The sequence below is a fragment of the Williamsia sp. Y844 genome (genome assembly GCF_056786475.1).
The window spans coordinates 314,743-335,051 of record NZ_JBXCJB010000004.1; the positions used below are offsets into that span (position 1 = coordinate 314,743).

21 protein-coding genes are annotated in these 20,309 nt (G+C 61.6%); 12 read left to right on the plus strand and 9 right to left on the minus strand.

Going from position 1 to position 20,309, the window contains the following annotated elements; genetic code table 11:
- Positions 1–13: 13 nt before the first annotated feature.
- Both AC1TQG_RS22590 and AC1TQG_RS22595 read left to right on the plus strand, forming a co-directional pair.
- Entirely contained in the window at positions 14–733 is a 720-nt protein-coding gene (locus AC1TQG_RS22590; protein ID WP_482140444.1) for a hypothetical protein, read from the plus strand.
- Positions 734–762: 29 nt separating this feature from the next.
- Positions 763–1,182 (plus strand): hypothetical protein, encoded by a 420-nt coding sequence (locus AC1TQG_RS22595; RefSeq protein ID WP_482140446.1) that lies wholly within the window; start codon positions 763–765, stop codon positions 1,180–1,182.
- A 164-nt stretch (positions 1,183–1,346) separates the two neighbouring features.
- On the opposite strand, the gene AC1TQG_RS22600 is transcribed toward AC1TQG_RS22595, so the two are convergent.
- Positions 1,347–1,952 (minus strand): carboxymuconolactone decarboxylase family protein, encoded by a 606-nt coding sequence (locus AC1TQG_RS22600; protein WP_482140448.1) that lies wholly within the window; start codon positions 1,950–1,952, stop codon positions 1,347–1,349.
- 252 nt (positions 1,953–2,204) lie between these two features.
- On the opposite strand from AC1TQG_RS22600, the gene AC1TQG_RS22605 reads away from it, so the two are divergent.
- The 5 genes from AC1TQG_RS22605 (at position 2,205) to AC1TQG_RS22625 (ending at position 7,021) form a co-directional block, all read left to right on the plus strand.
- Positions 2,205–2,948 (plus strand): TetR/AcrR family transcriptional regulator, encoded by a 744-nt coding sequence (locus AC1TQG_RS22605; protein ID WP_482140450.1) that lies wholly within the window; start codon positions 2,205–2,207, stop codon positions 2,946–2,948.
- Positions 2,949–3,267: 319 nt separating this feature from the next.
- Positions 3,268–4,605 carry a cytochrome P450 gene (locus tag AC1TQG_RS22610; protein WP_482140452.1) on the plus strand — a complete coding sequence of 446 codons (1,338 nt, stop codon included), beginning with the start codon at positions 3,268–3,270 and terminating at the stop codon, positions 4,603–4,605.
- Between the two features lie 32 nt (positions 4,606–4,637).
- A complete protein-coding gene (locus tag AC1TQG_RS22615; protein ID WP_482140454.1) occupies positions 4,638–5,381 on the plus strand; it encodes an SDR family NAD(P)-dependent oxidoreductase in 744 nt (247 codons plus the stop codon).
- 11 nt (positions 5,382–5,392) lie between these two features.
- On the plus strand, positions 5,393–5,596 hold the full coding sequence (locus tag AC1TQG_RS22620) for a ferredoxin (RefSeq protein ID WP_482141429.1): 204 nt from the start codon (positions 5,393–5,395) through the stop codon (positions 5,594–5,596).
- Between the two features lie 39 nt (positions 5,597–5,635).
- Positions 5,636–7,021: an ABC transporter substrate-binding protein gene (locus tag AC1TQG_RS22625; protein ID WP_482140456.1), complete on the plus strand. Its 1,386-nt coding sequence runs from the start codon at positions 5,636–5,638 to the stop codon at positions 7,019–7,021.
- A 225-nt stretch (positions 7,022–7,246) separates the two neighbouring features.
- On the opposite strand, the gene AC1TQG_RS22630 is transcribed toward AC1TQG_RS22625, so the two are convergent.
- Positions 7,247–7,711, minus strand: a complete 465-nt coding sequence (locus AC1TQG_RS22630; protein ID WP_482140458.1) for a hypothetical protein — start codon at positions 7,709–7,711, stop codon at positions 7,247–7,249.
- 486 nt (positions 7,712–8,197) lie between these two features.
- Here AC1TQG_RS22630 and AC1TQG_RS22635 point away from each other — a divergent pair, with 486 nt between their 5' ends.
- A complete protein-coding gene (locus AC1TQG_RS22635) occupies positions 8,198–8,782 on the plus strand; it encodes a TetR/AcrR family transcriptional regulator (RefSeq protein WP_482140459.1) in 585 nt (194 codons plus the stop codon).
- A 16-nt stretch (positions 8,783–8,798) separates the two neighbouring features.
- On the opposite strand, the gene AC1TQG_RS22640 is transcribed toward AC1TQG_RS22635, so the two are convergent.
- The 3 genes from AC1TQG_RS22640 to AC1TQG_RS22650 all read right to left on the minus strand — a co-directional run bounded on the left by AC1TQG_RS22640 (position 8,799) and on the right by AC1TQG_RS22650 (position 11,987).
- Positions 8,799–9,512: a copper chaperone gene (locus tag AC1TQG_RS22640; protein ID WP_482140460.1), complete on the minus strand. Its 714-nt coding sequence runs from the start codon at positions 9,510–9,512 to the stop codon at positions 8,799–8,801.
- Positions 9,513–9,528: 16 nt separating this feature from the next.
- Entirely contained in the window at positions 9,529–11,241 is a 1,713-nt protein-coding gene (locus AC1TQG_RS22645) for a tyrosinase family protein (RefSeq protein ID WP_482140462.1), read from the minus strand.
- Positions 11,242–11,450: 209 nt separating this feature from the next.
- On the minus strand, positions 11,451–11,987 hold the full coding sequence (locus AC1TQG_RS22650) for a hypothetical protein (RefSeq protein ID WP_482140464.1): 537 nt from the start codon (positions 11,985–11,987) through the stop codon (positions 11,451–11,453).
- 364 nt (positions 11,988–12,351) lie between these two features.
- On the opposite strand from AC1TQG_RS22650, the gene AC1TQG_RS22655 reads away from it, so the two are divergent.
- Both AC1TQG_RS22655 and AC1TQG_RS22660 read left to right on the plus strand, forming a co-directional pair.
- Entirely contained in the window at positions 12,352–12,795 is a 444-nt protein-coding gene (locus tag AC1TQG_RS22655) for a DUF6325 family protein (RefSeq protein WP_482140466.1), read from the plus strand.
- A 24-nt stretch (positions 12,796–12,819) separates the two neighbouring features.
- Positions 12,820–13,098: an SHOCT domain-containing protein gene (locus AC1TQG_RS22660; RefSeq protein WP_482140468.1), complete on the plus strand. Its 279-nt coding sequence runs from the start codon at positions 12,820–12,822 to the stop codon at positions 13,096–13,098.
- A gap of 21 nt (positions 13,099–13,119) precedes the next feature.
- On the opposite strand, the gene AC1TQG_RS22665 is transcribed toward AC1TQG_RS22660, so the two are convergent.
- A complete protein-coding gene (locus tag AC1TQG_RS22665; protein WP_482140470.1) occupies positions 13,120–13,767 on the minus strand; it encodes a hypothetical protein in 648 nt (215 codons plus the stop codon).
- Positions 13,768–13,896: 129 nt separating this feature from the next.
- Between AC1TQG_RS22665 and AC1TQG_RS22670 the strand changes: the two genes are divergently transcribed.
- Positions 13,897–14,757: an LLM class F420-dependent oxidoreductase gene (locus tag AC1TQG_RS22670; RefSeq protein ID WP_482140472.1), complete on the plus strand. Its 861-nt coding sequence runs from the start codon at positions 13,897–13,899 to the stop codon at positions 14,755–14,757.
- A 67-nt stretch (positions 14,758–14,824) separates the two neighbouring features.
- The gene (locus tag AC1TQG_RS22675) at positions 14,825–15,235 is read left to right on the plus strand and encodes an ankyrin repeat domain-containing protein (RefSeq protein ID WP_482140474.1); all 411 of its coding nucleotides are present in this window, start codon (positions 14,825–14,827) and stop codon (positions 15,233–15,235) included.
- Between the two features lie 11 nt (positions 15,236–15,246).
- Here the strand turns inward: AC1TQG_RS22675 and AC1TQG_RS22680 are convergent, their stop codons facing one another.
- From AC1TQG_RS22680 to AC1TQG_RS22690, 3 genes are all read right to left on the minus strand, one after another.
- The gene (locus AC1TQG_RS22680; protein ID WP_482140476.1) at positions 15,247–17,376 is read right to left on the minus strand and encodes a catalase; all 2,130 of its coding nucleotides are present in this window, start codon (positions 17,374–17,376) and stop codon (positions 15,247–15,249) included.
- Between the two features lie 209 nt (positions 17,377–17,585).
- Positions 17,586–18,566 carry a TauD/TfdA dioxygenase family protein gene (locus AC1TQG_RS22685; RefSeq protein WP_482140478.1) on the minus strand — a complete coding sequence of 327 codons (981 nt, stop codon included), beginning with the start codon at positions 18,564–18,566 and terminating at the stop codon, positions 17,586–17,588.
- A 59-nt stretch (positions 18,567–18,625) separates the two neighbouring features.
- On the minus strand, positions 18,626–20,305 hold the full coding sequence (locus AC1TQG_RS22690) for a dipeptide ABC transporter ATP-binding protein (RefSeq protein ID WP_482140480.1): 1,680 nt from the start codon (positions 20,303–20,305) through the stop codon (positions 18,626–18,628).
- Between the last annotated feature and the right edge of the window lie 4 nt (positions 20,306–20,309).

Genomic DNA, 20,309 nt, shown 5'->3' on the forward strand with positions numbered 1-20,309 from the left:
TGGTAGGCAGGCCATGAATCTCCCTTCGATCAACCTACGGCGTGACAAGAGCGCCGGCAACACCTCCGCCTCCTACGACGAACACCAGGACGACTCGCGCCGCGCACAACGCGAAGCCGACTGGTGGCTCACCATCGGGACGCTGCTGATGGGAACGTTGGTCCTCGGAATCGTCGGCCTGCCCATCTTCCTGCGCGGCGTGTGGCTCCAGCGCCGGGCGGGACTCGAAGGCCTGTCGGTCCGGCCCATCCTCGTCACACTCATCGGCTACCTGGTGATCCTCGACGCCGCGCTCAACAGCCTCGGCTGGGCGCTGGACCTCATCGCGAACCACACCCTGATCAACCGCGTGATCCTCACCGCCTGGGGAAACATGTTCGACGCGGGCTACTTCTGGCACTACAACGAACTGTGGATCGGCGGCGCGGGCGGTCCGGGCGAAAAGGGTTGGGAGGTGGCCCTGATGCTCACCGTCTTCCCGATGCGCATCGCGGCCGGCATCGCCTTCCTGCAGATGAAGCGCTGGGGCCACCAGTGGATGATCGTCACCTGCTGGTTCGGCGTGGTCATCTGGATCGGTTACACGTTCAACATGACGATGTACGCCGATGTGCGTTACTCGGGCGTGGTGCTCCCGGTGATCGGCTGGTGGTTGTACGACATCTTCTACATCACCCCATTTCTGGCGATCCCCTACCTACACACGGTGAATCGAGAGATCTTCACCGACTGATCGCCGTCCAACCGGCAAAGGAGGACATCATGTCCGCAGAGTCACCTAAATCTCCATCGGTGGACGAGTCACCCGACGACGAACTGCCACTGGGTACAACACCCCCGTATGCCCGCATGCACAGGTTCATCAAGCGCGGGGTGTTCGTCTGCCTCTTCGCCCTCGTCATCGAAGGTGCGTTCACCGTTCCGGCACTGGCGATCTGGTACGGCTACCCCACGCTGTCGTTCCAAGAGATCTGCAGCGAGATGCTGAAGGTCCGGTACTCCGACGACACCCTCGAGTGTGAATATCCATACCCGCTGTTCGGACCACCCGAAGGCGCCGGCCAACAGACCGCCGAAGACGAATGGGGCGTGCAGCCGAAGCCCGGCTGGGACCCGATAGGCTTCCGCGAACTCGTCCGAAACCACGAAGAGCGCGAAGCGCGCGAGTCCGCCGGAAACTAGTGGCCGCCGTTGCCAGCCAACACGGATTGATGTCGGGTCGACTGGAATCCCAGATGCCGCTCGGGAACCGCCGCAACATCACCGGCATGTGATCACCATCAGAAAACCTGTGGCGTGACGGAGAGAAGAGTGGTTGGCACTCAATCGGTCTCCGCGAGACGGCGCTACTCGACGGGTTGCCGGTTCCCGGTCTTCGCTCGCATCTCCACTATGTCGTCGTCGAGTTCCACCCCCACTGAATTGAACATCCAGGAAGTCACCTCATAAGCCCCAACCGTGAAGATGACATCGAGAATCTGCTGGGTATCAAGGTCGCCGGCGAGTGCCTCCCAGGTTTCCGGGCCGATCTTGCCATCGAGGACCAGTTCGTCGACGGCGCGTAACAGAGTCGCGTCCGAGTCAGACCAGAACGGCGCGGATGGCCCCCAGCCAATCCGGGAGATCTCCTCGTCGTCGATACCGGCGTCATGCGCCATGTAGACGTGTTGCGCCCACTGATAGGCCGAATTGCGAAGAACTGCAACCCTCATCACCAACAGTTCACGTTGCCGGGCTGTCAGAGTTGTCGACATCAGGATGTGTCCGTTGAAGGTGAACCAGGCCCGGGCGAGCGCGGGATGATGCGCGAGCGTGCCCATCGTGTTCTTTCCTTTGGGCCGGTCAGATCGGGTCTGGACCACATAACGCGCCGACGGTGGAGTCATCGCTTTCAACGCATCGCGCATCTCGGTCGACCACTCTTTGGGCGGCAGGGGTTCAATACGTGCCATCGGTAGGTTTCCTTCCACCAGCGTCCTATCGGGATACCGAGATCGCACCGACGTGGTCGGTCGAACAATACAGTCGTACAGGGCTCGCGGGGTTCAAATCAAGAACAATTGAAAATTCCGGCTCGGCGACACCAACCCGGGCGGCCAGGCCGGCATCGACGCGGTACTGACAGTTGGGTCACTGATGCGGCATACTTGCACAGCAAGGCCCGAAATCCGAATGGGATCCTGCAGCACAACAGGGGGTTTCACATGTCTGCAGCGTCCCGGCGCACCGGCGTCGAGATGTCGAAGACTCGAGACGCTCTGCTCGACTGCGTCGAACGCCTGATGCTGGAAGAGGGTTATCCGCGAGTCACGTATCGCGCACTGGCCGCCAAAGCGAACGCAACCCCCAGCCTTGTCCAATATTACTTTCCAACAATTGATTCCGTCTTCGTCGCCGCGATACAGCGACGTACCGAACAGAATCTCGATCGTTTGACGAAAGCACTCGAGGCACACCCCAACCAACCACTTCGCGCCATCTGGGACTACAGCTGGGAAGAGGCCAGCGGGCCGCTCATGACCGAGTTCATGGCTCTTGGAAACCACCGCGAGTCCGTCGGTGCTGAGCTCGCTGTCGTGTCAGAGAGACTTCGCAGCATCCAACTCGACGCCCTGGCGGATCGGCTGATCTCCAGCTCGGCGATGAACCAAGAACTCTCCACCGGTGCGCTTGTGCTGCTGATGTCCAACATCCCGAAGATGCTGAATCTCGAGAAGGGCGTCGGAATCGCGACCTCGCACGACGAACTCATCGAGACGTTCGAGGCATACGTCAACGCTCTCGAACCGCCCGATGGCGACCAGCCGCGCACCTCCGTAGCCCCAGCTGACAGTGCCGATCCGGAAATCGAGCAACTTCGCGCCGAAAACAGATCACTCAAGCTCCTACTCGCCGAAGCCGAGCTGGAGAAGCATGCGTTGCGGAAAGCGACCGCCCGCAAGGAATGAGTGCGTCCGCGGCGCCTGGTATCGGCCGCGAAGAACCGCTCAGCGTAAAGGTAGCGGTTCTGTGCTGCGCCATGAAGCCCGATAGCGCATAGCGCGGCAAATCCACGACACCCGTCGGCACACTCGTCGGTGATCCGAAATTTCGCCAGTTCTTCACAAAGACCCGTCAGCGACGACTATACAAGTGTATGGTTCCCGCTGTACGACTGTATTGCGACTCCAATCATCCGGGTCTTCGTGAACTGAGGCAACCCGATACGACCCCGGGGCTGCCGCCCCGAATTCGCCGGCACGGCAACCGCGCGACGAAAGAGGAATCATGAACAACGTTGAACAACAGCCTTTTCCAGACTCCACGGTGGGTTCGGCGAAAGGCCTTGGAGTACCGTCTGCCGCCGCGGTCGACGTCTCGAGTGCCGACTTCTTCACCGACCAGACGTTGGCGGTCGACCCGTACGAGTACTTTGACGCAATGCGGGCGAAGTGCCCGGTGCAATCGGTGCCGCACCCCGGGGTCATGGCTGTGACGGGGTATGCCGAGGCAGTGGAAGTTTATCGGGATCAAGCGACCTTCTCCTCGTGCAACGCAGTCGGTGGCCCTTTCCCACCCCTACATGTATCCCCTGATGTCGATGACATCACCGAGGCGATCGAACAGAACCGAAATCAGTGGCCGATGGCAGAATTCCTCGTCACCATGGATGGTGAAACCCACCAATCCGAACGCACCCTGCTCAAACGCCTCATGACCCCGACCAGGCTACGAGAGAACGAGTCGGCGATGGCCGAGATCGCCGACGCCTGCATCGATTCCTTCATCGACCGCGGTGCGTGCGAGTTCATCGCCGACTACGGCAAGCCCTTCACCACCCTGGTCATCGCCGACCTTCTCGGAGTCCCCGAAGACGATCGTGAAGATTTCCGTAATGCGCTGGCGGGTAGCACCATTGGCACGGTCGGCGATGATTCTGCTTTGACGGAAAACCCTCTCGAGTACATGTTCAAGAAGTTCACAGCGTACGTTGAAGACCGGCGCGCCCGACCACACGAGGACGTTTTGACGCAACTCGCGCAAGCGACGTACCCCGACGGTTCAATTCCCCCGGTGAACGCGATCGTTCGCATGGCGACCTTCCTCTTCGGGGCAGGTCAGGACACCTCGGCACGGATGATCAGCTCCGCGTTACGAATCCTCGCACAGGACAGAGCGATTCAGAATCATCTTCGAGCCGAACGCGGTGACATACCCGCGTTCATCGAAGAAACACTCCGCCTGGAGAGCCCGACCATGAGTGACTTTCGACTCGCCCGCCATTCGACCACCATCGGTGGTGTCGACATCCCGGCGGGGACGACGATCATGATCCATCCGGGCGCGGCCAATCGCGATGAGCGTCAGTTCGACGAACCCGGCGAATGCCAGATCGATCGCTATAACGTCAAGGAACACATCGCTTTTGGTCGTGGAGCACATTCTTGTCCGGGCGGTCCGCTCGCTCGCGCCGAGGGGCGGGTCACCATTGAGCGACTCCTCGAACGCACCACAGATATTTCGCTTTCCGACTCCCATCATGGGCCCGCCGGCGACCGCCGCTACGAGTACGACCCCACGTACATCATTCGCGGCCTGAGCAACCTTCATCTCACCTTCTCCTGAAACGACCACCACCACTCGGAAAGAAGACTCCTATGAACAAAGTTGCCGTAGTCACCGGAGGAGCCTCGGGCATCGGTCTGGCCATCACTGAACGGCTGGCTCGCAATGGGTACAAAGTCGCAGCACTGGACGTCCAGAAAGTGGCGCTCGACACCCATGTCACCGCCATGCAGGCCGATGGACTCCAGGTCAGCGGGCATCACGTCGACGTCTGCGACCGCCAGGCCGTCGACTCCGCGATCGCCGCGGTCCGAACGGAATTCGGCGCGATCCAGGTCATGGTCACCAGCGCCGGCATCACATCCTTCGAACCGTTCACCGAGATCAGCGTGGAACAGTGGAAGCACACCCTCGACGTCAACCTCAACGGGACGTTCCACAGCATTCAGGCCGTGATTGCCGACATGGTCGAAACCGGATGGGGTCGAATCGTGACGATTTCTTCAACTGCCGCGCAGACCGGAGCGCCAAGTCGCGCCGACTACGTGGCCTCCAAAGGCGGAGTCATCGCACTGACAAAGGCGCTGGCTTACGAGTATGCAGGAAACGGCATCACGGTCAACACAATTCCACCGTCGCTGGTAGACACTCCACTCGCCCGAAACGCCGAAGCCGCGGGCAAACTGCCCCCGGTCGAAGACCTGGCCGCCATGACACTGGTCAAGAGAGCCGGCACCGGCAATGACATCGCCGCAGCGTGCCAGTTCTTGTGCTCAGAAGATGCCGGCTACATCACCGGCCAACAGATCAACGTCAACGGAGGCTGGTATATGTGACCGACCAACGATTGCGGGTTCGCGTCGATGTGCAGGCGTGCGAGGGGCACTCGTTGTGCATCGACCTCGCGCCCGAGCTTTTCGAACTCGACGACGATGACATCGTGACCGTCCTCGATGAGACGCCGGGCCTCGAACACCGGGAATCCCTTCGAAAAGCTGTGGCCGCGTGTCCCCGCCAAGCGATTGCCATGTCATTGCAGTCCAATACCTAGCCCACACTCCGAACAGCCAGATACCCCCTAGGATGCCCGATGAAATCCGTTCACGTGCTCATATTGGCACTGACAACAACGTTGTTGATAGCAGGTTGCAGCGACCGCGGTAGCGGTAGCGAGGATTCAGCGACAACCGGCGGCAGCGCAAGTGCCGACACCAAGCTCGACTCCTTCGGCGATCTCGACAGAATCTGCCAATCCGGCTCAGGCGAAGCCGGTTCCAGCTCCCAGGGTGTGACAGCCGACGAGATCCAGCTCGGCGTGTTCACGGACGTCGGGTTCACGAAGAACCCAGAATTCGTCGATACCGCGAAGGTGTTCACGTCCTGGTGCAACGATCTCGGAGGCATCAACGGCCGGAAACTCGTTGCCAATACCAGGGATACAAATCTCATGGACGTACGCAAACAAATGGTCACCGCCTGCCGAGACGACTTCGCTCTGGTGGGCGGCGGATCAGGACTCGACGGCCTCGGGGTCGAAGAACGACTCAAATGCGCCCTCCCGAGCTTTGTTGCACAAGTAGCTCAACTCAACGCGCTGGGCGCAGATCTCGAGATCAGCGCCGACCCCAGTCAGACCACGGGGTATGACCCCTACTTCCAGTTCCGGTCCTGGCTCCTGGGGACCTACCCGGAATCGGCCAATGCCGTCGGCATCATCAACGGCGATTCGCCGGTCACCAAACTCCTTGGGCAACAGGCCGTCGAGTCCACCGAAGCGGCCGGTGCCACCTTCATCTACAACGACGTATATCCCGCAATGGGAGTTGCCGATTGGACCCCCTACGCCCAGTCGATCAAGAGCAAAGGTGTCCGCGGTCTGATCTTCTACGGCGAGTTCCGGCAGTTGCCGAAGCTGGAAGCAGCACTGACAGACATGGACTACAAGCTGGACTGGATCGACACCAACAACAGCGCGTACGGCAGTGAGTTCATCGAACTCGCGGGAGAATCAGCAGAGTCCCAGAACAACTTCTTGGACCTCGGCGGAAATGCCCCGGTCGACAGCGGTGACACAGTTCAGGCAGTCGCAGATCTCACCGCACTGTACGAGAAATACGCGCCCGACGCTCAGATCACCCTCCCTTCGATCCGTGCGTTCTCCTCGTGGCTGCTGTTCGCGAAATCGGCCGCGAGCTGCGGTGCCGAACTCACCCGTACCTGCGTTCTGGAAGCTGCGACGCAGCAGACCGCATGGACAGGTGGCGGTCTGCACACCTCACAAAATCTCGCCCAAACTACGCCCCCCTCACCGTGTTTCAATGTTCAGAAATCAACAACACAGGGATGGGTCGCTGCCGATTTCCAGCCGGACCAAGGCCTATACCGCTGCAACATACCGGTTTTCGAGAACACAACCGACTTCGGTACACCGATGACTCTGGCCGATGTCGGCAAGTCGATGGACGACGTCAACTAGACCACCCGCTGGCGGCAATTCTCCGGAGCCCTCCCCACCAAGACGATGACGCTGCATCTCGAGTTCGAGGTGCAGCGTCATTGTTTGTCCGGTTCCCCAGAGGCCCACAATCATCGCTCGGCGGGGCCGATCAGTTCACGGACACAACACAAAAATGCCGAGGTGCAGGACCCGAACGGTCCTACACCTCGGCGTCGATCTGGGGTCAGATCCGAACTCGGGCCATCACTCTGAGACCTCAAATCCTTCGTAACTCGCTGCCAGATTGAGCTTCTCGGGGTCGGGCATCGCCATCTGAAGGTAGATGTCCACATGCCAGATCTTGCCTTCGTCATTGAACTCATACACCGACAGTGAATTGACCACATTGGTGAAGTCGTCAAAAATTGCCCGCTCTTCAAGTTCGAGGAAGACGATATTTCCCTTCTCCGTGATCCTCTTGAATGAACATTCCCAGTTCGCGGTTGGCGCCCAGTTGCTGAAGAACGTTCGGTACTCGGGCCAGGTCATCACCTCTTTGAAGTTGCCGACCCGTTCAAAATCATCGACCGCAAGCAGTTCGGCCAGGGGCGCAAGGCTCTCTTCCGAGACCTCGGTCCCCTGCGTATTGTCAACGATGCCCTTCACGATCAAGCCGTAGTCGAGCACCTTTCGGGAGAGCCCGGTGTAGTTTCCGATGATATCTTCCACGTTCTCCAAAGCCTTACGCCACCTTCCAATTTCGCGTGATCGACCGGGATTCGGGAGGGAATCGTCCTCCCGATCCGTGCCTGTACAGATGTACAGCATACGACTGTATTGTAGGACGGCGTAGCAGTTTTCGGACCGTTACCCAGATGTTTGCCCCGTCGAGAGATGTCCGTGGCGATGTTTGGTCAGTGCCCGTTATCTTCAGAAGATCCTTTATGTCACTGTCGATCTCAACCTCCAACGAGAGGACATGTGCGCCGGTATGTCGTAGCCGCCGACGGTCAAGATCGGCGCCTTTCCTGCGGGAACTCCGGCGTAGCTCGGCCAACCTGCTCGTCGCGGGATCCAGGGTGATAGGAGAAACTTCCGGATAGTCCGGTAGCCCACCAAGGGGATGCCCTTCCTTGCTGATTGCGGGGAGCACTAGGACCGAGCCAACCAATGTTGCCAATGACAACATTGGTTCGGATTGGTAAGGTCTGCAACATGGATAAGGCCTACCATCACGGCGATCTGCGTTCAGCTCTCATTGTTGAAGCCGAAGAGATACTTCGAACTTCAGGAATCGAAGCGCTGTCGTTACGCGAACTCGCGCGGGCGGTCGGGGTGAGCCACGGCGCACCCCGACGCCACTTCGACGACAAGGCGGCATTGCTGGAATCCCTTGCGCTCGAGGGTTTTCACCGGCTCGGGACCGCGCTCGATTCCGCGGCCGCACCCGACAACCGGACATTCGTGTCCACGATGCATGACGTTGCGGTGGCGTTTGTCCGGTTTGCCACCGACAGCCCCGCTTTGGTCGACTTGATGTCGAGCTATCGGAGGGGCGAGGTTTCAGACGAGCTGCGGCACGCGCGCGCAGCCAGTTTTGCGCCGGTGGCGGCCATGATCGATCGCGGTCAAGCACAGGGTGAACTGGTCGACGGAGCACAGACCGTCGGAACCCTGTTCTTTGCGACGCTGCAGGGCATCGCAGTAATGGCCAACAACAAGACCATCGATCCCCTAGATGATCAGCTGATCATCGATGTCATCGATTCGCTCCTGCGAGGCCTCGCACCACAACGCTGAGACCGCACCTCCGCCGCTACCCCAAAGTCAGCAGTATCGCGGTCGGGAAGAAGATGGCCACATATCCCGCAAAACATCGCAGGTGATCAGGGCGCGCGACAATACGTTCGAGAAAGAGGAACGTACCCACAACCAGGCTGATCACCAACGGATGACCGAGCAACACCACGGCGATCATCGCCGGGCCACAAGACTCGATACATGTCTTACCTTGGTACACACCGAATCTCAGGCACGAACGGTCCACTGCCGGGCCTGCGAACCGAATCGGCCGGGTCCGGTGACACCTCTGCAGCGCGATGCGTTTGAGTGGTGTGAGTTCGTAGAGTCCGGCGAGGGTCAGAGCAACGACCCCAACCCATCGATACTCCACGGCCGGCAACGTCACCGGAAGGACGAGCAATCCGAAGGCCGACCAGACGGCAAGATAACCCACAACAAACATCCCGATTGCACGCTGCCGGTGTCGATTCCGGCTGGCAAACGCCACGTAACGCGCGGACGGGATGGTCGACGGCAACATCATGGCTGCGGCCATCAGCAACCACATACACCCGGAACTGATCGCCAGACCGATCGAAAACGCCTGGGCTCCTGCATGTTCAGCGTGGCCCTGCGCCCCTGAGGACGGCCACATGAGAAAGCACCACGCAGCCCATGCGGCCAGGGCAATGGCGACCACCGACCACTCCGGCCGAGCCCGGAGGACCGCGACATCACGGGTGCTCACCATGTGCACCATCGGGTCATCCGAACAGGATGCTGACCGAACCGACCTCGACCTCACCGACGCCGACACTGTCTTCGTCGATTTCACCGACCGGCGCAAAGCGCAACGCCAAACTGGACGGATCCCACCCTCCGGTCGCCACCAACGACTGAACGGTGTCGGTGATGTCGAAGGTGAAGCTCAGTCCGTGTTCACCGTCGGCCCGCATGGATTCGGTGAGACCGAACAACGGTAGATTGCCGACCCAGATGTCCTCCGGGTCAGGCCCCGAAGCTATGTAGACGCCAAACGTCGTGGTGGGCGGATGCTCGGCAACGAAGTGTTCGACCGACAGCAGCACCCGACCGGTCCCGCTCACCCGGGCAACGTCGAGATCAGGGATGGCCACGTCGACCGCCTGCGACACCCCGTTGGAGAGGACCAGCGGCTGGTCGACGGCGCCGATACGTTGCGGTGGAACGTGTTCAGACACAACCAACTCCTCCTCGCGGGGTGACACACCGGCCGAAGCCGGAATCGACAGGTCTTCATAGGTGTGCGGGCGCGGACTCGGATCGACCACATTGCTGACGGCAACGTTCTGCGCACCACCCCCAACATCGGCGAAGGCGAACTCTTGATCCAGGAAGGCCGACGCGGATTCATCCGCTCCTGAGCCTGAACTCGCCCGCCACACCTCCCACAATCGGTCGATGTTGGCATGGTGCAGCCAGAAGATCGGGTCTCCCGCAGCCTGGTCGAAGTCGCTCATCTTTCCGGCAGCTCCACCCACGGCGACGTGCACCGTGCCGTGTGGCGTGCCCTCCACACTGCCTGCGACAGCAGCACCCGATTCATTGAGATGGTGGAAGCCCGTCACCGGCCCACCGAAACTCGGTTGAGGCGACGGTGCCGCGAATCGCCTCTGCGCAAACCAACCGCGGGCCGTGGTCTCTGTCGGCAGCAACACCTTCGGGTTGACCAGGTCGTTGATCCGCGGTGCGCGTTCTGGTTCGAACAATGGGTTGGGCTGCCCGGCCAACTGCGACATCCGGAAGATCGGCGGCAACGCGTTGCTGTCAGTCCGGTCGTAGTCCCAGTACGGCAGTGCCCATGACTGCCGGACATCGATGGGGGTCAGCAGATCCGTTGCGATGATCTCTTGACAGATCGCTTCGAACCGATCGAGGTAGATGCGGTGCCATGGCAAGAAGAACCATGAGAAGTGCTGACACTGATTGCGCAATCCGTCGCCCGGGTCCGGCGTCATGCCGTGCACCTGCGTGTGGTGTGACCACCATTTTCGAGGGTCGGGACCGCTGTTGAGCTTGAGTACCCCCACCGCCCTTGCGTAGGCGGCGAGTATCGGATGGCAGACGTTGGTCGCCGACAGGTTCCAGGCATCCAGACGGACCGATGGAGCCGGCGGCGGAGGTATCAGACTCTCGGCCAGCGACCTGATCTCGTCGAGTCTGCGGACCGTTCGCGGCCCGACATCGTCGATGATCTGCCCATCGGGCACCAGCAATTCGTCACGTTTGAACCGGTGGATTGCGGCCGACGTCTCACTCCCGTAAACACCATCCGAGCCGGATCGGGGCAATGCACCCTGATCCCAATCCAGCAGCGCCAGTTGCACCCTCGCAACAGCTGGATCAGTCCGGTTCGTGGTGGTCGAGATGCGCTGAGGTCCGTCGGCGGCAATCGCCTCCAACAACGGATCGCCACCGAAAAGGCTGGAGACAAGCATCGCGAGACCTCCGGTTCAGATGAACAGATCGGCCGATACCGTGGGCTCAGCAGCTCTGACCCGAACCGCAACACCCACTGGTAGCGACCATAGTTGATCGCACCAGTTCGTGGCCCGCCTTGGCACGAGTAGTCCGCTACCTGTCCTCACCGGGGAGTCGTGCGTGTGCTTCGCGAGTTGGGTCGCCACCAACACGAACAGGGCTTGGGTCAGTGCCCGAATACGAGCTTCAACGCAACAATCACCGTGGCCAACGTCCCGAGACCAATCGCGGTCCAGTGTGTTTTCGAGGTCACCTTCTCCTTACGAATCCGCACGATCACGTAACTCATCGTCGCGATGCGCAGAACCATGAACAGCTCAGCGATCAGTTGTGCGGTCCTGGGTTCGAACAGACCCACCACTGCGAGCGCGAGGATGAGACTCGGGATCACCGCGGCGACCAGAATCGGCAGGCTGTCGCGCAGCTCCGCCATCCGCGCCTCGCGGGTGGCAACGGTATGTTCGCGAACAGACCGGCCGACGAGTTCGGCGAAATAGTGTGCAATGAAGGTCGTGACGGCCGCACCGACGATGACCGCGATGCCGAACTTGTCGTGCGACTCCGTGACCGGTATCAGCGCCGCCAGCACCAGGATGTTGCCGTAGATATAGGCGCTGATCCGGCTCGCCATCTGCTCGCGCGTCAAGGAATTGCCACCACCGAACGGCGTGCGGTTGACCAGGCGAAGAAATCTTTCCTGCATAGCGAGAAAGCATGGCATAGATTGCGAAGGTCAGGCCCGGCAGACACGACTGTCGGAAGACGATCCGCGCCAGTACCGACAGCGGCAGAAGTTCGACAGCACCTCCTGGCGCGTAGATTTCTCGGCTGGAGGCGGAAACTCAGTGCAGTACATCCTCTTTCACCAGAAGCACCGTGCGCCACCGATCCCGCAGACTTGCGCGTAAGGGACCCATCGGCACAAACCGGTACACCGGCGCCGGTGTGGACCTTCGCCTCCCGGCAATTTCATCCGGAACGGGTGAGGACTTACCGTCTGCGCCCGCGCAAAATCGTCTCTGCACAACTCCCCTGCGCACTGACGAACTCCGAACGGAGACCCGACCATGACCGAACTCGATTTCGACGACCTCGGCCCAGTTGACTATCTGGTGATCGAGTTCCCTGCCGACCGCAATCCCGACGGCTCAGCGCTTCCGCTGCTCGTCGACCTCGTGGAACGCGATGTGATCCGGGTGCTGGATCTGACGTTCGTCCGCAAAGAACTCGACGGGTCGGTGAGCGGCGTGGCCATCGAGGACTTCGGGCTGACCGGAGACTTCGACGTGACCCTGTTTGCCGAGGCGACGTCCGGACTCATCGACCGCACCGACCTCGACGAGGCTGCCTCGGTCTTGCAACCGGGATGTTCAGGCGCCGTACTGATCTACGAAAACCATTGGGCTGCACCCTTCGCCTCCAAGTTGCGACACAACGGAGCACAATTGGTTGCCTCCGGACGGGTCCCGACTCAAGCCATCCTCGCGTCCCTCGACGCACTGGAACTCTGAAAACGAAAGGCCAAGGAGCCACGCATGCCCGGACTACTTCGCGGGGTCGCCCGCACTGCCGTCATCGCCGGTACCGCAACCTCGGTGTCCAACCGGGTCTCCCGACGCCAAGGTCAGCGCTGGGCCGAACAGGCCCAACCGCAGGCGCCGCAACAACAGCAATATGCGCCGCCGCCGGCGCCGCCCGCTGCACCTCCTGTCGACCGGATCGGCGCCCTCCAGCAACTCGGCGAACTCAAGGCCCAGGGAGTCCTCACCGAGGCCGAGTTCGAGGCCGAAAAGGCGAAGATCCTCAATAACTGATCACATCGGGCGTGTGCGCCTTCACCGCAAGCTCGGCGCGCCCTCGCGCCTCCACACGTAATGGAGGTAACCGGTCAGTACGGCGAGGTCCGCGATCTCAGTGGGCGTCGCCGTCTGTCCGTTCGTCTTGCGCAGCAGCTTGTTGTAGTCCTCCACTGCTGCTGCCTGCTGTTCCGGATTCCACTTCGACCACGGGCGTTGCTCGTTGTGCGCGGCGCGCCAGTTGTATGCGTCCCCACGGCCACCGCCACGCAGCGCCGCACGCAACTGGGCGGTCAAACTCCGCGGAATGTAAGCCAATCCGCCGTTCTGGTATTGCCAGACGTGTGCCATCTCGTGGATGAGTGTGTGCCTGCCTCGCCTGGTCAGTTCCAACCCGTCTCCGTCAAAAAGTCCCCACGCCGCCTTGAGGTGAATCGTCGCACCCAGGGTGACCGGCGAACCGATCGCAAATATGCTGCCGCGCGTGATGCGAACCACCGCGTAATCGACGCTGTCAGCGAAAACATCACGCGCATAGTCGATCTCACCGATCGTCAGCGCTCGCTTCCTGGTTGTGAAGACATCTCGCAGCGAACCTGCGTCGAGGTGCCCGCGGAGGTCACCGAAACGCCTGGTGAAGCAGGCTCGCACAGAGGTTCGCGGGCGTTTTGCCTTCTTGTTGCGCACGCGCCCCAGTATCCGCCGGCGACGGACGACTTCAGGACCCCGCGCCGCATCACCCGCGCGTTCGGATAGCGTGAACAACAGCCACCAATAACACCGACGGCGCCTGGGGTGTCGGACGAGGAGACAGTCATGCAGCTCACCGGGGTAGGCATATGGAGTTCACAGTTGCGTTACGGCGATCCCGCCGAATCAGCAGAGGCCGCGTCTGAACTGGAAGAGCTGGGATACACCGCGCTCTGGTTCCCCGACGTCGGCGGCCCGGTATTCGACTCGGTCGGCAACCTCTTACAGGCAACCAAGTCAGCCGTGGTGGCCACCGGCATCCTCAACCTCTGGATGCACGAGCCGGCGGATGTGGCCGCCAACTACCACCGTCTGGTCACCGAGTACGGCGATCGTCTCCTGCTCGGTATCGGTGTCAGTCACGCACCGCTCGTCGACGCCGGCGAACCCGGACGTTACAAGAAGCCACTGGCTGCGACCAAGGCATATCTCGATGCCATCGATGCCACCGAACAGCCCGTGCCCGTCGACCGGCGAGTACTCGCGGCCCTGGGACCGAAGATGCTGGACCTCTCCGCGACTCGCGCCAGCGGATCCCACCCGTACCTGGTCACACCGGAGTTCACCGCGCAGGCCCGAGAAGCACTCGGCGCCGGACCACTGCTCCTTCCCGAGCAGACCGCCATCCTGACCACAGATCGCGATCAGGCCCGGATCATCGGCACCGAATGGCTAGGCAACTACCTGAAACTCCCGAACTACGCCAACAACCTCCTGCGGTCGGGATTCACCCAAGAAGACCTCGACACCGTCAGCGACCGGGTGTTCGACTCGATCATTGTCTGGGGTGACGAGAACGCAATCCTCGGAAGAGTCCGGGAACACCACGCCGCCGGCGCCGACCACGTGTGCGTGCAGGTCCTCGACGCCGATCCGGCCGCCTATCCCCGCGAGCAGTGGCGTCGACTGGCTGCCGCCCTGAACTGACAGACCGTCAGGTCGTGGCCGATCCGGACCCCTGGTGTCGATTGCCGCGCCGTTGGGTACTCGCGGCATGCCCAACAACCAGGAGGTCAGTGTGAATCTCACGGAGCAAGAACTCGAACTCTTCCAGAGCGCCTTCGATTGGGCACGACAGGGTGACCACGCGGCGCTGCAGTCATTTCTCGACATCGGCGGTCCGGTGAATCTGACCAACGACCGCGGCGACACGTTGTTGATTTTGGCGTCCTACTACGGCCACATCGAGGCTGTCCGAGTTCTGCTCGCAGCCGACGCAGACGTCGAACGCGTCAACGACAATGGCCAAACCGCGTTGGGATCAGCGGTCTTTCGCCGGAGTGAAGTCGTGGTGCGGGCACTGCTCGCTGCGGGGGCCGACCCACACGGAGGGGCTCGATCAGCCACGGCCGTGGCCGAGTTCTTTCAACTCGACGATATGGCCGCAATGCTGATCGAGCCCTGACGCCTCCGGGACTACTTCTTCTTCGCTTGCCGCTTCTTTTCCGGTCGATCCGGAACAGAGGGCGGCACTGCAGAATTCATGACAGCAGGGGCACGATCCCATGCACGGTGCAGACCCAGCGCGGCCAAGAGTGACTCGTTGAACGCCTTGACTGCCGAATCACCCACCACCACACCAGGATCATCCAGCGCGATGCCTGCAGCCTCGAGTATCGCGGCGCCGTCACCCCAGGCTCCGATCGCCTTGCAGTGTCGGAACGCCTCCTGCAGCAGCAGGACCAGCTTGATGTTGTCAGAAGGCGTAGTGCCTGCAGCGACGACCAGCGCGTCGAACTCGATGGACCGGACCGTCAGGAATGTCCGCTCGACGATCTGCTTTCGCGCCGCCTTGCCGAGCACACCGCCGACCGGCGCGATGACGTGCACGGTCGCGCCTTTGCCTTCGGCCGCGCTGCGCAGTTTGTCGATTCCGCTCAGGTCAGAGTTCTGATCTGCGATGACACCGATCTTGCGTCCCGCGATCGGACCGGGCTCGACGATCACCTGCGACAGGGCCGGGGAGGTGATGACGTCGGGGACCGGTTCGCCCTTGGGCGCAGGCAGACCCAGCCCGGCAGCGACACGTTCGCAGAGGTCGGTGTCGACGTTCGCCAGCACCTGCAGCTCACGTTCCTTGATGGACTGCTCGAACACCTTGCCCAGTTCAAACGTGAAGGCCTCGACGATATGGTCCTGTTCGATCGGGGTCAGACTGCGATAGAACATCGCCGGTTGCGTGAAATGGTCGTCGAACGACACCGGATTGGCACGTACGGCGCGGCCTTCGATGACCCGCTCGGTCTGGACATAGCCACGATCTTCATCCCCGGCAAACACCGGTTCATCGTCGTCGATGCTGTTGTCGCGGTATGGCGCGAGTCCGGTGTGGACGGCGGTTTGATGGAAACCGTCTCGGTGCATGTCGTTGACCGGAGCGTGCGGACGGTTGATCGGCAGCTGCGCGAAGTTTGGTCCTCCGAGCCGGGTGAGCTGAGTGTCGAGGTATGAGAACAGTCGCGCCTGCATCAACGGATCGTTGGTGACCTCGATACCCGGAACGAGGTGGCCGGTGTGGAAGGCGACCTGTTCGGTTTCGGCGAAGAAGTTGGTCGGATTCGCGTCGAGTGTCAGTTTTCCGATCAACTGCACCGGTGCGAGCTCTTCCGGCACCAGTTTGGTGGGGTCGAGCAGATCGATACCCTCGAACGTCTCGGTGCCGTCGTCGGGCATCACCTGGATGCCGAGCTCGTATTCGAGGGGCGCCCCGGCCTTGATGCCGTCGGCCATGTCGCGCCGATGGAAGTCGGGGTCGACGCCTGCTGCGATCTGCGCTTCTTCCCACACCAGCGAATGCACACCGGCCACGGGCTTCCAGTGGAACTTCACCAGGTTGGTGGTGCCATCCGCGGCAACCAGCCGGAAGGTATGGACGCCGAAACCCTCCATGGTCCGGTACGAGCGCGGAATACCGCGGTCACTCATGTTCCACATGACGTGGTGGGTGGCCTCGGTGTGCAGGGACACGAAGTCCCAGAACCCATCATGGGCCGACTGCGCCTGCGGCAACTCGATGTCGGGTTGGGGCTTACCGGCGTGGATGACGTCCGGGAACTTGATGCCGTCCTGGATGAAGAAGACGGGGATGTTGTTCGCGACGAGGTCGAAGGTGCCTTCTTCGGTGTAGAACTTGGTGGCGAATCCACGGGTGTCGCGTACGGTGTCCGCCGAGCCACGCGATCCCAACACTGTCGAGAAGCGTACGAAGACGTCCGTTTTACGATTCTTTTCAGCGAGGAAGCCCGCCTTCGTCACCGATTTGGCAGTGCCGTAAGACTGAAAAGTTCCGTGCGCGGCCGCGCCCCGGGCGTGTACGACCCGCTCTGGGATGCGCTCATGGTCGAAATGCGTGATCTTCTCGCGCAGATGGAAGTCTTCGAGGAGGGTGGGCCCGCGCTCTCCGGCCTTGAGCGAATGATGCGTATCGGGTAACCGCAGCCCCTGGGCGGTGGTGAGAAATTCGCCCTGCTGTGCGCGGGTGTCCGAGGCACCGGTCGGGCCGACCGGCGCGGGTGATGATTGATCCGGACGGGGTGAAGGAGGCATGTCCACTCTGCTTTCTTCGAAGTCTGGGTTGTATCGGAGAAGTCGTTGACGCGCTGGGTGCACGCACCTGCGCGACAACAACCGCCGGCTACCGCTTCTGAACCGTGCAGAGCGCGTATACCCACCCACCCGATTCCCAATCACACCCCGGGCGCCCTTTGGAGGGACCGGGACCACCGGTCACCGAGACCATCCACCCGACGTCGGCGTCAGCGGACGGCAAACCCCGGCAAGCGCTGCGTGTCCTCGATGACCGAGAAGTGCGATGCGTCGCCCTTGATGACGCGGCTGGTGTTGCCGTGGACATCGACGGGGAGATCGCCGGCAAGGGTTACCCGGTGCACACTGCGGGCCTGGTTGCCGTAATCGGAGATCCCGTAGTGCTGCGTAGAACGGTTGTCCCAGATCGCCAGGTCGCCCGGCTCCCATGCCCAACGAACGGTGTTCTCGAGCTTCGTGATCCGAGCCTGCAGCAACTGGAAGAGCGCGGTGGTCTCTGATGGCTTGAGGCCGACGAACTCCTTGACGAAATGTCCGAGCAGCAGCGTCTTCTCCCCTGTTTCGGGATGCACGCGGACCACCGGATGCTCGGTTTCGTAGATCTCACGGGTGAAGTTGCCGTAGTTGGCGGCACCGTCGGCGGGCACTTTGATGTTCTGGGAGGCCTCGGCGTAGTCGTACGCATTGGTGTGGACGGCACGCAGGTTCTCGACCAGATGCACCAGCGATTCCGGGAGCTGGTTGTAGGCCGCAGTGGTCGACGCCCAAGTGGTCGCACCGCCGTATTCGGGAATGGTGGTGGCGCGAAGGATCGACGCCTTCGGGATCCGGTCGATGAACGTGACGTCGGTGTGCCAGCTGCTGGCCGCGCCATCGATGATCAACATCTTGTTCTCGGCCGAGGTCAGAGTGGGATGCGTGGTGGTCTGGAGGCCCAGGGTGCCCGCGAACTCGTACTGCAAGGCGTCATCGAGATGATCCTGCCCCCGGAAGAACACGACACTGTTGGTCGCGAGTGCATACCGGATCGCCAACGCGGTCTCTGCGGAGAGATCGCCTGAGAGGTGAACGCCCTCGATCCGGGCACCGATGTGTTCACCCACCTTGTGGACGGTGATCCCACCGGCTGCATAGATCTCCTCGGCACTGATACCTGCGGTGGTCCGATCGAACTCGGCTACTGCGGTCATGACTATTCCTTTCCTTGCTGGACAGAAGGTTTCGAAAGATAGGGCTGGTCGGACATCTCTCAGATCGCGGCTGCGAGGGGCGTGGAAACGATGATCTCGGCACGACGTTCGCGTTGCCGGACAGGGTCAGGAATGGGGACAGCAGCAACCAACTGACGCGTGTATCCGTGCGTGGGGTTGCCGAAAACCTGCTCGGCCCTGCCCAGTTCCACGATTTCACCTCCCCGCATCACCGCCACCCGATCAGACACCTGATGGACAACGGCGAGATCGTGGCTGATGAACAAGCACGCGAATCCGTGCTCTGCGCGGAGTTCGGCGAACAACTCGAGTATCTCGGCTTGGACGGACACGTCGAGCGCGCTCGTGGGTTCGTCGGCCACGAGCAACCGGGGTGCCAGTGCCAACGCCCGCGCGAGGGCAACGCGTTGGCGCTGACCACCGGAGAGCTCACCGGGCCTGCGTTGCGCATAGGATCTCGGCAGCTTCACAGAGTCGAGCAGGTCACCCACCCGCGCAGTCAATTTCGGACCCGAGGCCACGCGATGAACCTCGAGTGGTTCGCCGATACTGGCACCCACCGAGCGACGCGGATCCAGTGATGCGGCGGGGTCTTGATGTACCAGCGCCATACCCCGGCGACTCCTGCGCAGCTCCGAACCGGACAACTTTGCCAGGTCCCGGCCATCGAGTAGCACCTCACCGGCGGTGACGGAAGTGATGCCGAGTGCAGTCCGTCCCAAAGTCGTTTTGCCTGAGCCGGATTCACCGACCAGGCCCAGAACCTCTCCGGGGTGCAGATCGAGGGAGACATCGTCCACTGCCCGGAACTCGGGGTTGCCGTGCCTGGCCGGGAAGACCACGGACACTGTGCGCAGTGACAACACGGCGTCGGTGTCGGCGATCGGTGTGATGGATTCGGCAACCTCACCGGCTTCGGGGAGCCTGGGGACCGCGGCCAGCAGCGCCTTGGTGTACTCGTGACGAGGCGTCGCGAAAAGGTTTGTCACAGAACTTTCTTCAACGATCTGACCGCGTTTGAGGACCACAACGCGGTCCGCAATGTCTGCCACGACGCCCATATTGTGTGTGATCAGGAGAATGGCGGTCCCGGACCGATCGCGCAGCCGTCGCAGCAGTGCCAGTATTTCTTCCTGCACGGTCACATCGAGCGCGGTGGTCGGTTCGTCCGCGATCAACAGTGCCGGTTCGCCAGAGAGCGCCAAGGCGATGACAACCCGCTGCTTCTGACCGCCCGACAGTTGGTGCGGATACCAGTTCACCCGAACCTCGGGCTCGGGGATCTCGACCATCCGCAGCAGTTCCACCGCTCGGGCCCGGGCCGCGCTTCGGGACACCTTGCCGTGTGCCCGAAGGGCCTGCGCAATTTGCCATCCCACTTTGCGGACCGGATTGAGGGCGGTCTGTGGTTCCTGGAAGACCATCGCGGCGCGGGTTCCCCGCCACTGGTTGAGAGAGCGTTCCGTTGCGCCGATCACCTGGTCGCCGGCCAGGACGATGGAACCGTGCGCCTGTGCGCCCTGCGGGAGCAAGCCGAGGGCGGCACGGGCGGTCATCGACTTGCCCGAACCGGATTCGCCGACCAACGCCACGATTTCGCCGCGTTCCACACTCAGACTGACGTGATCGACCACGGGGGTCACCCCGCTGTCAGCGTCGCCGAACCTGATGACGAGGTCGTGGATCGACAGCAGGGTGGGCGTGTGTGAGGTGGTCATGATC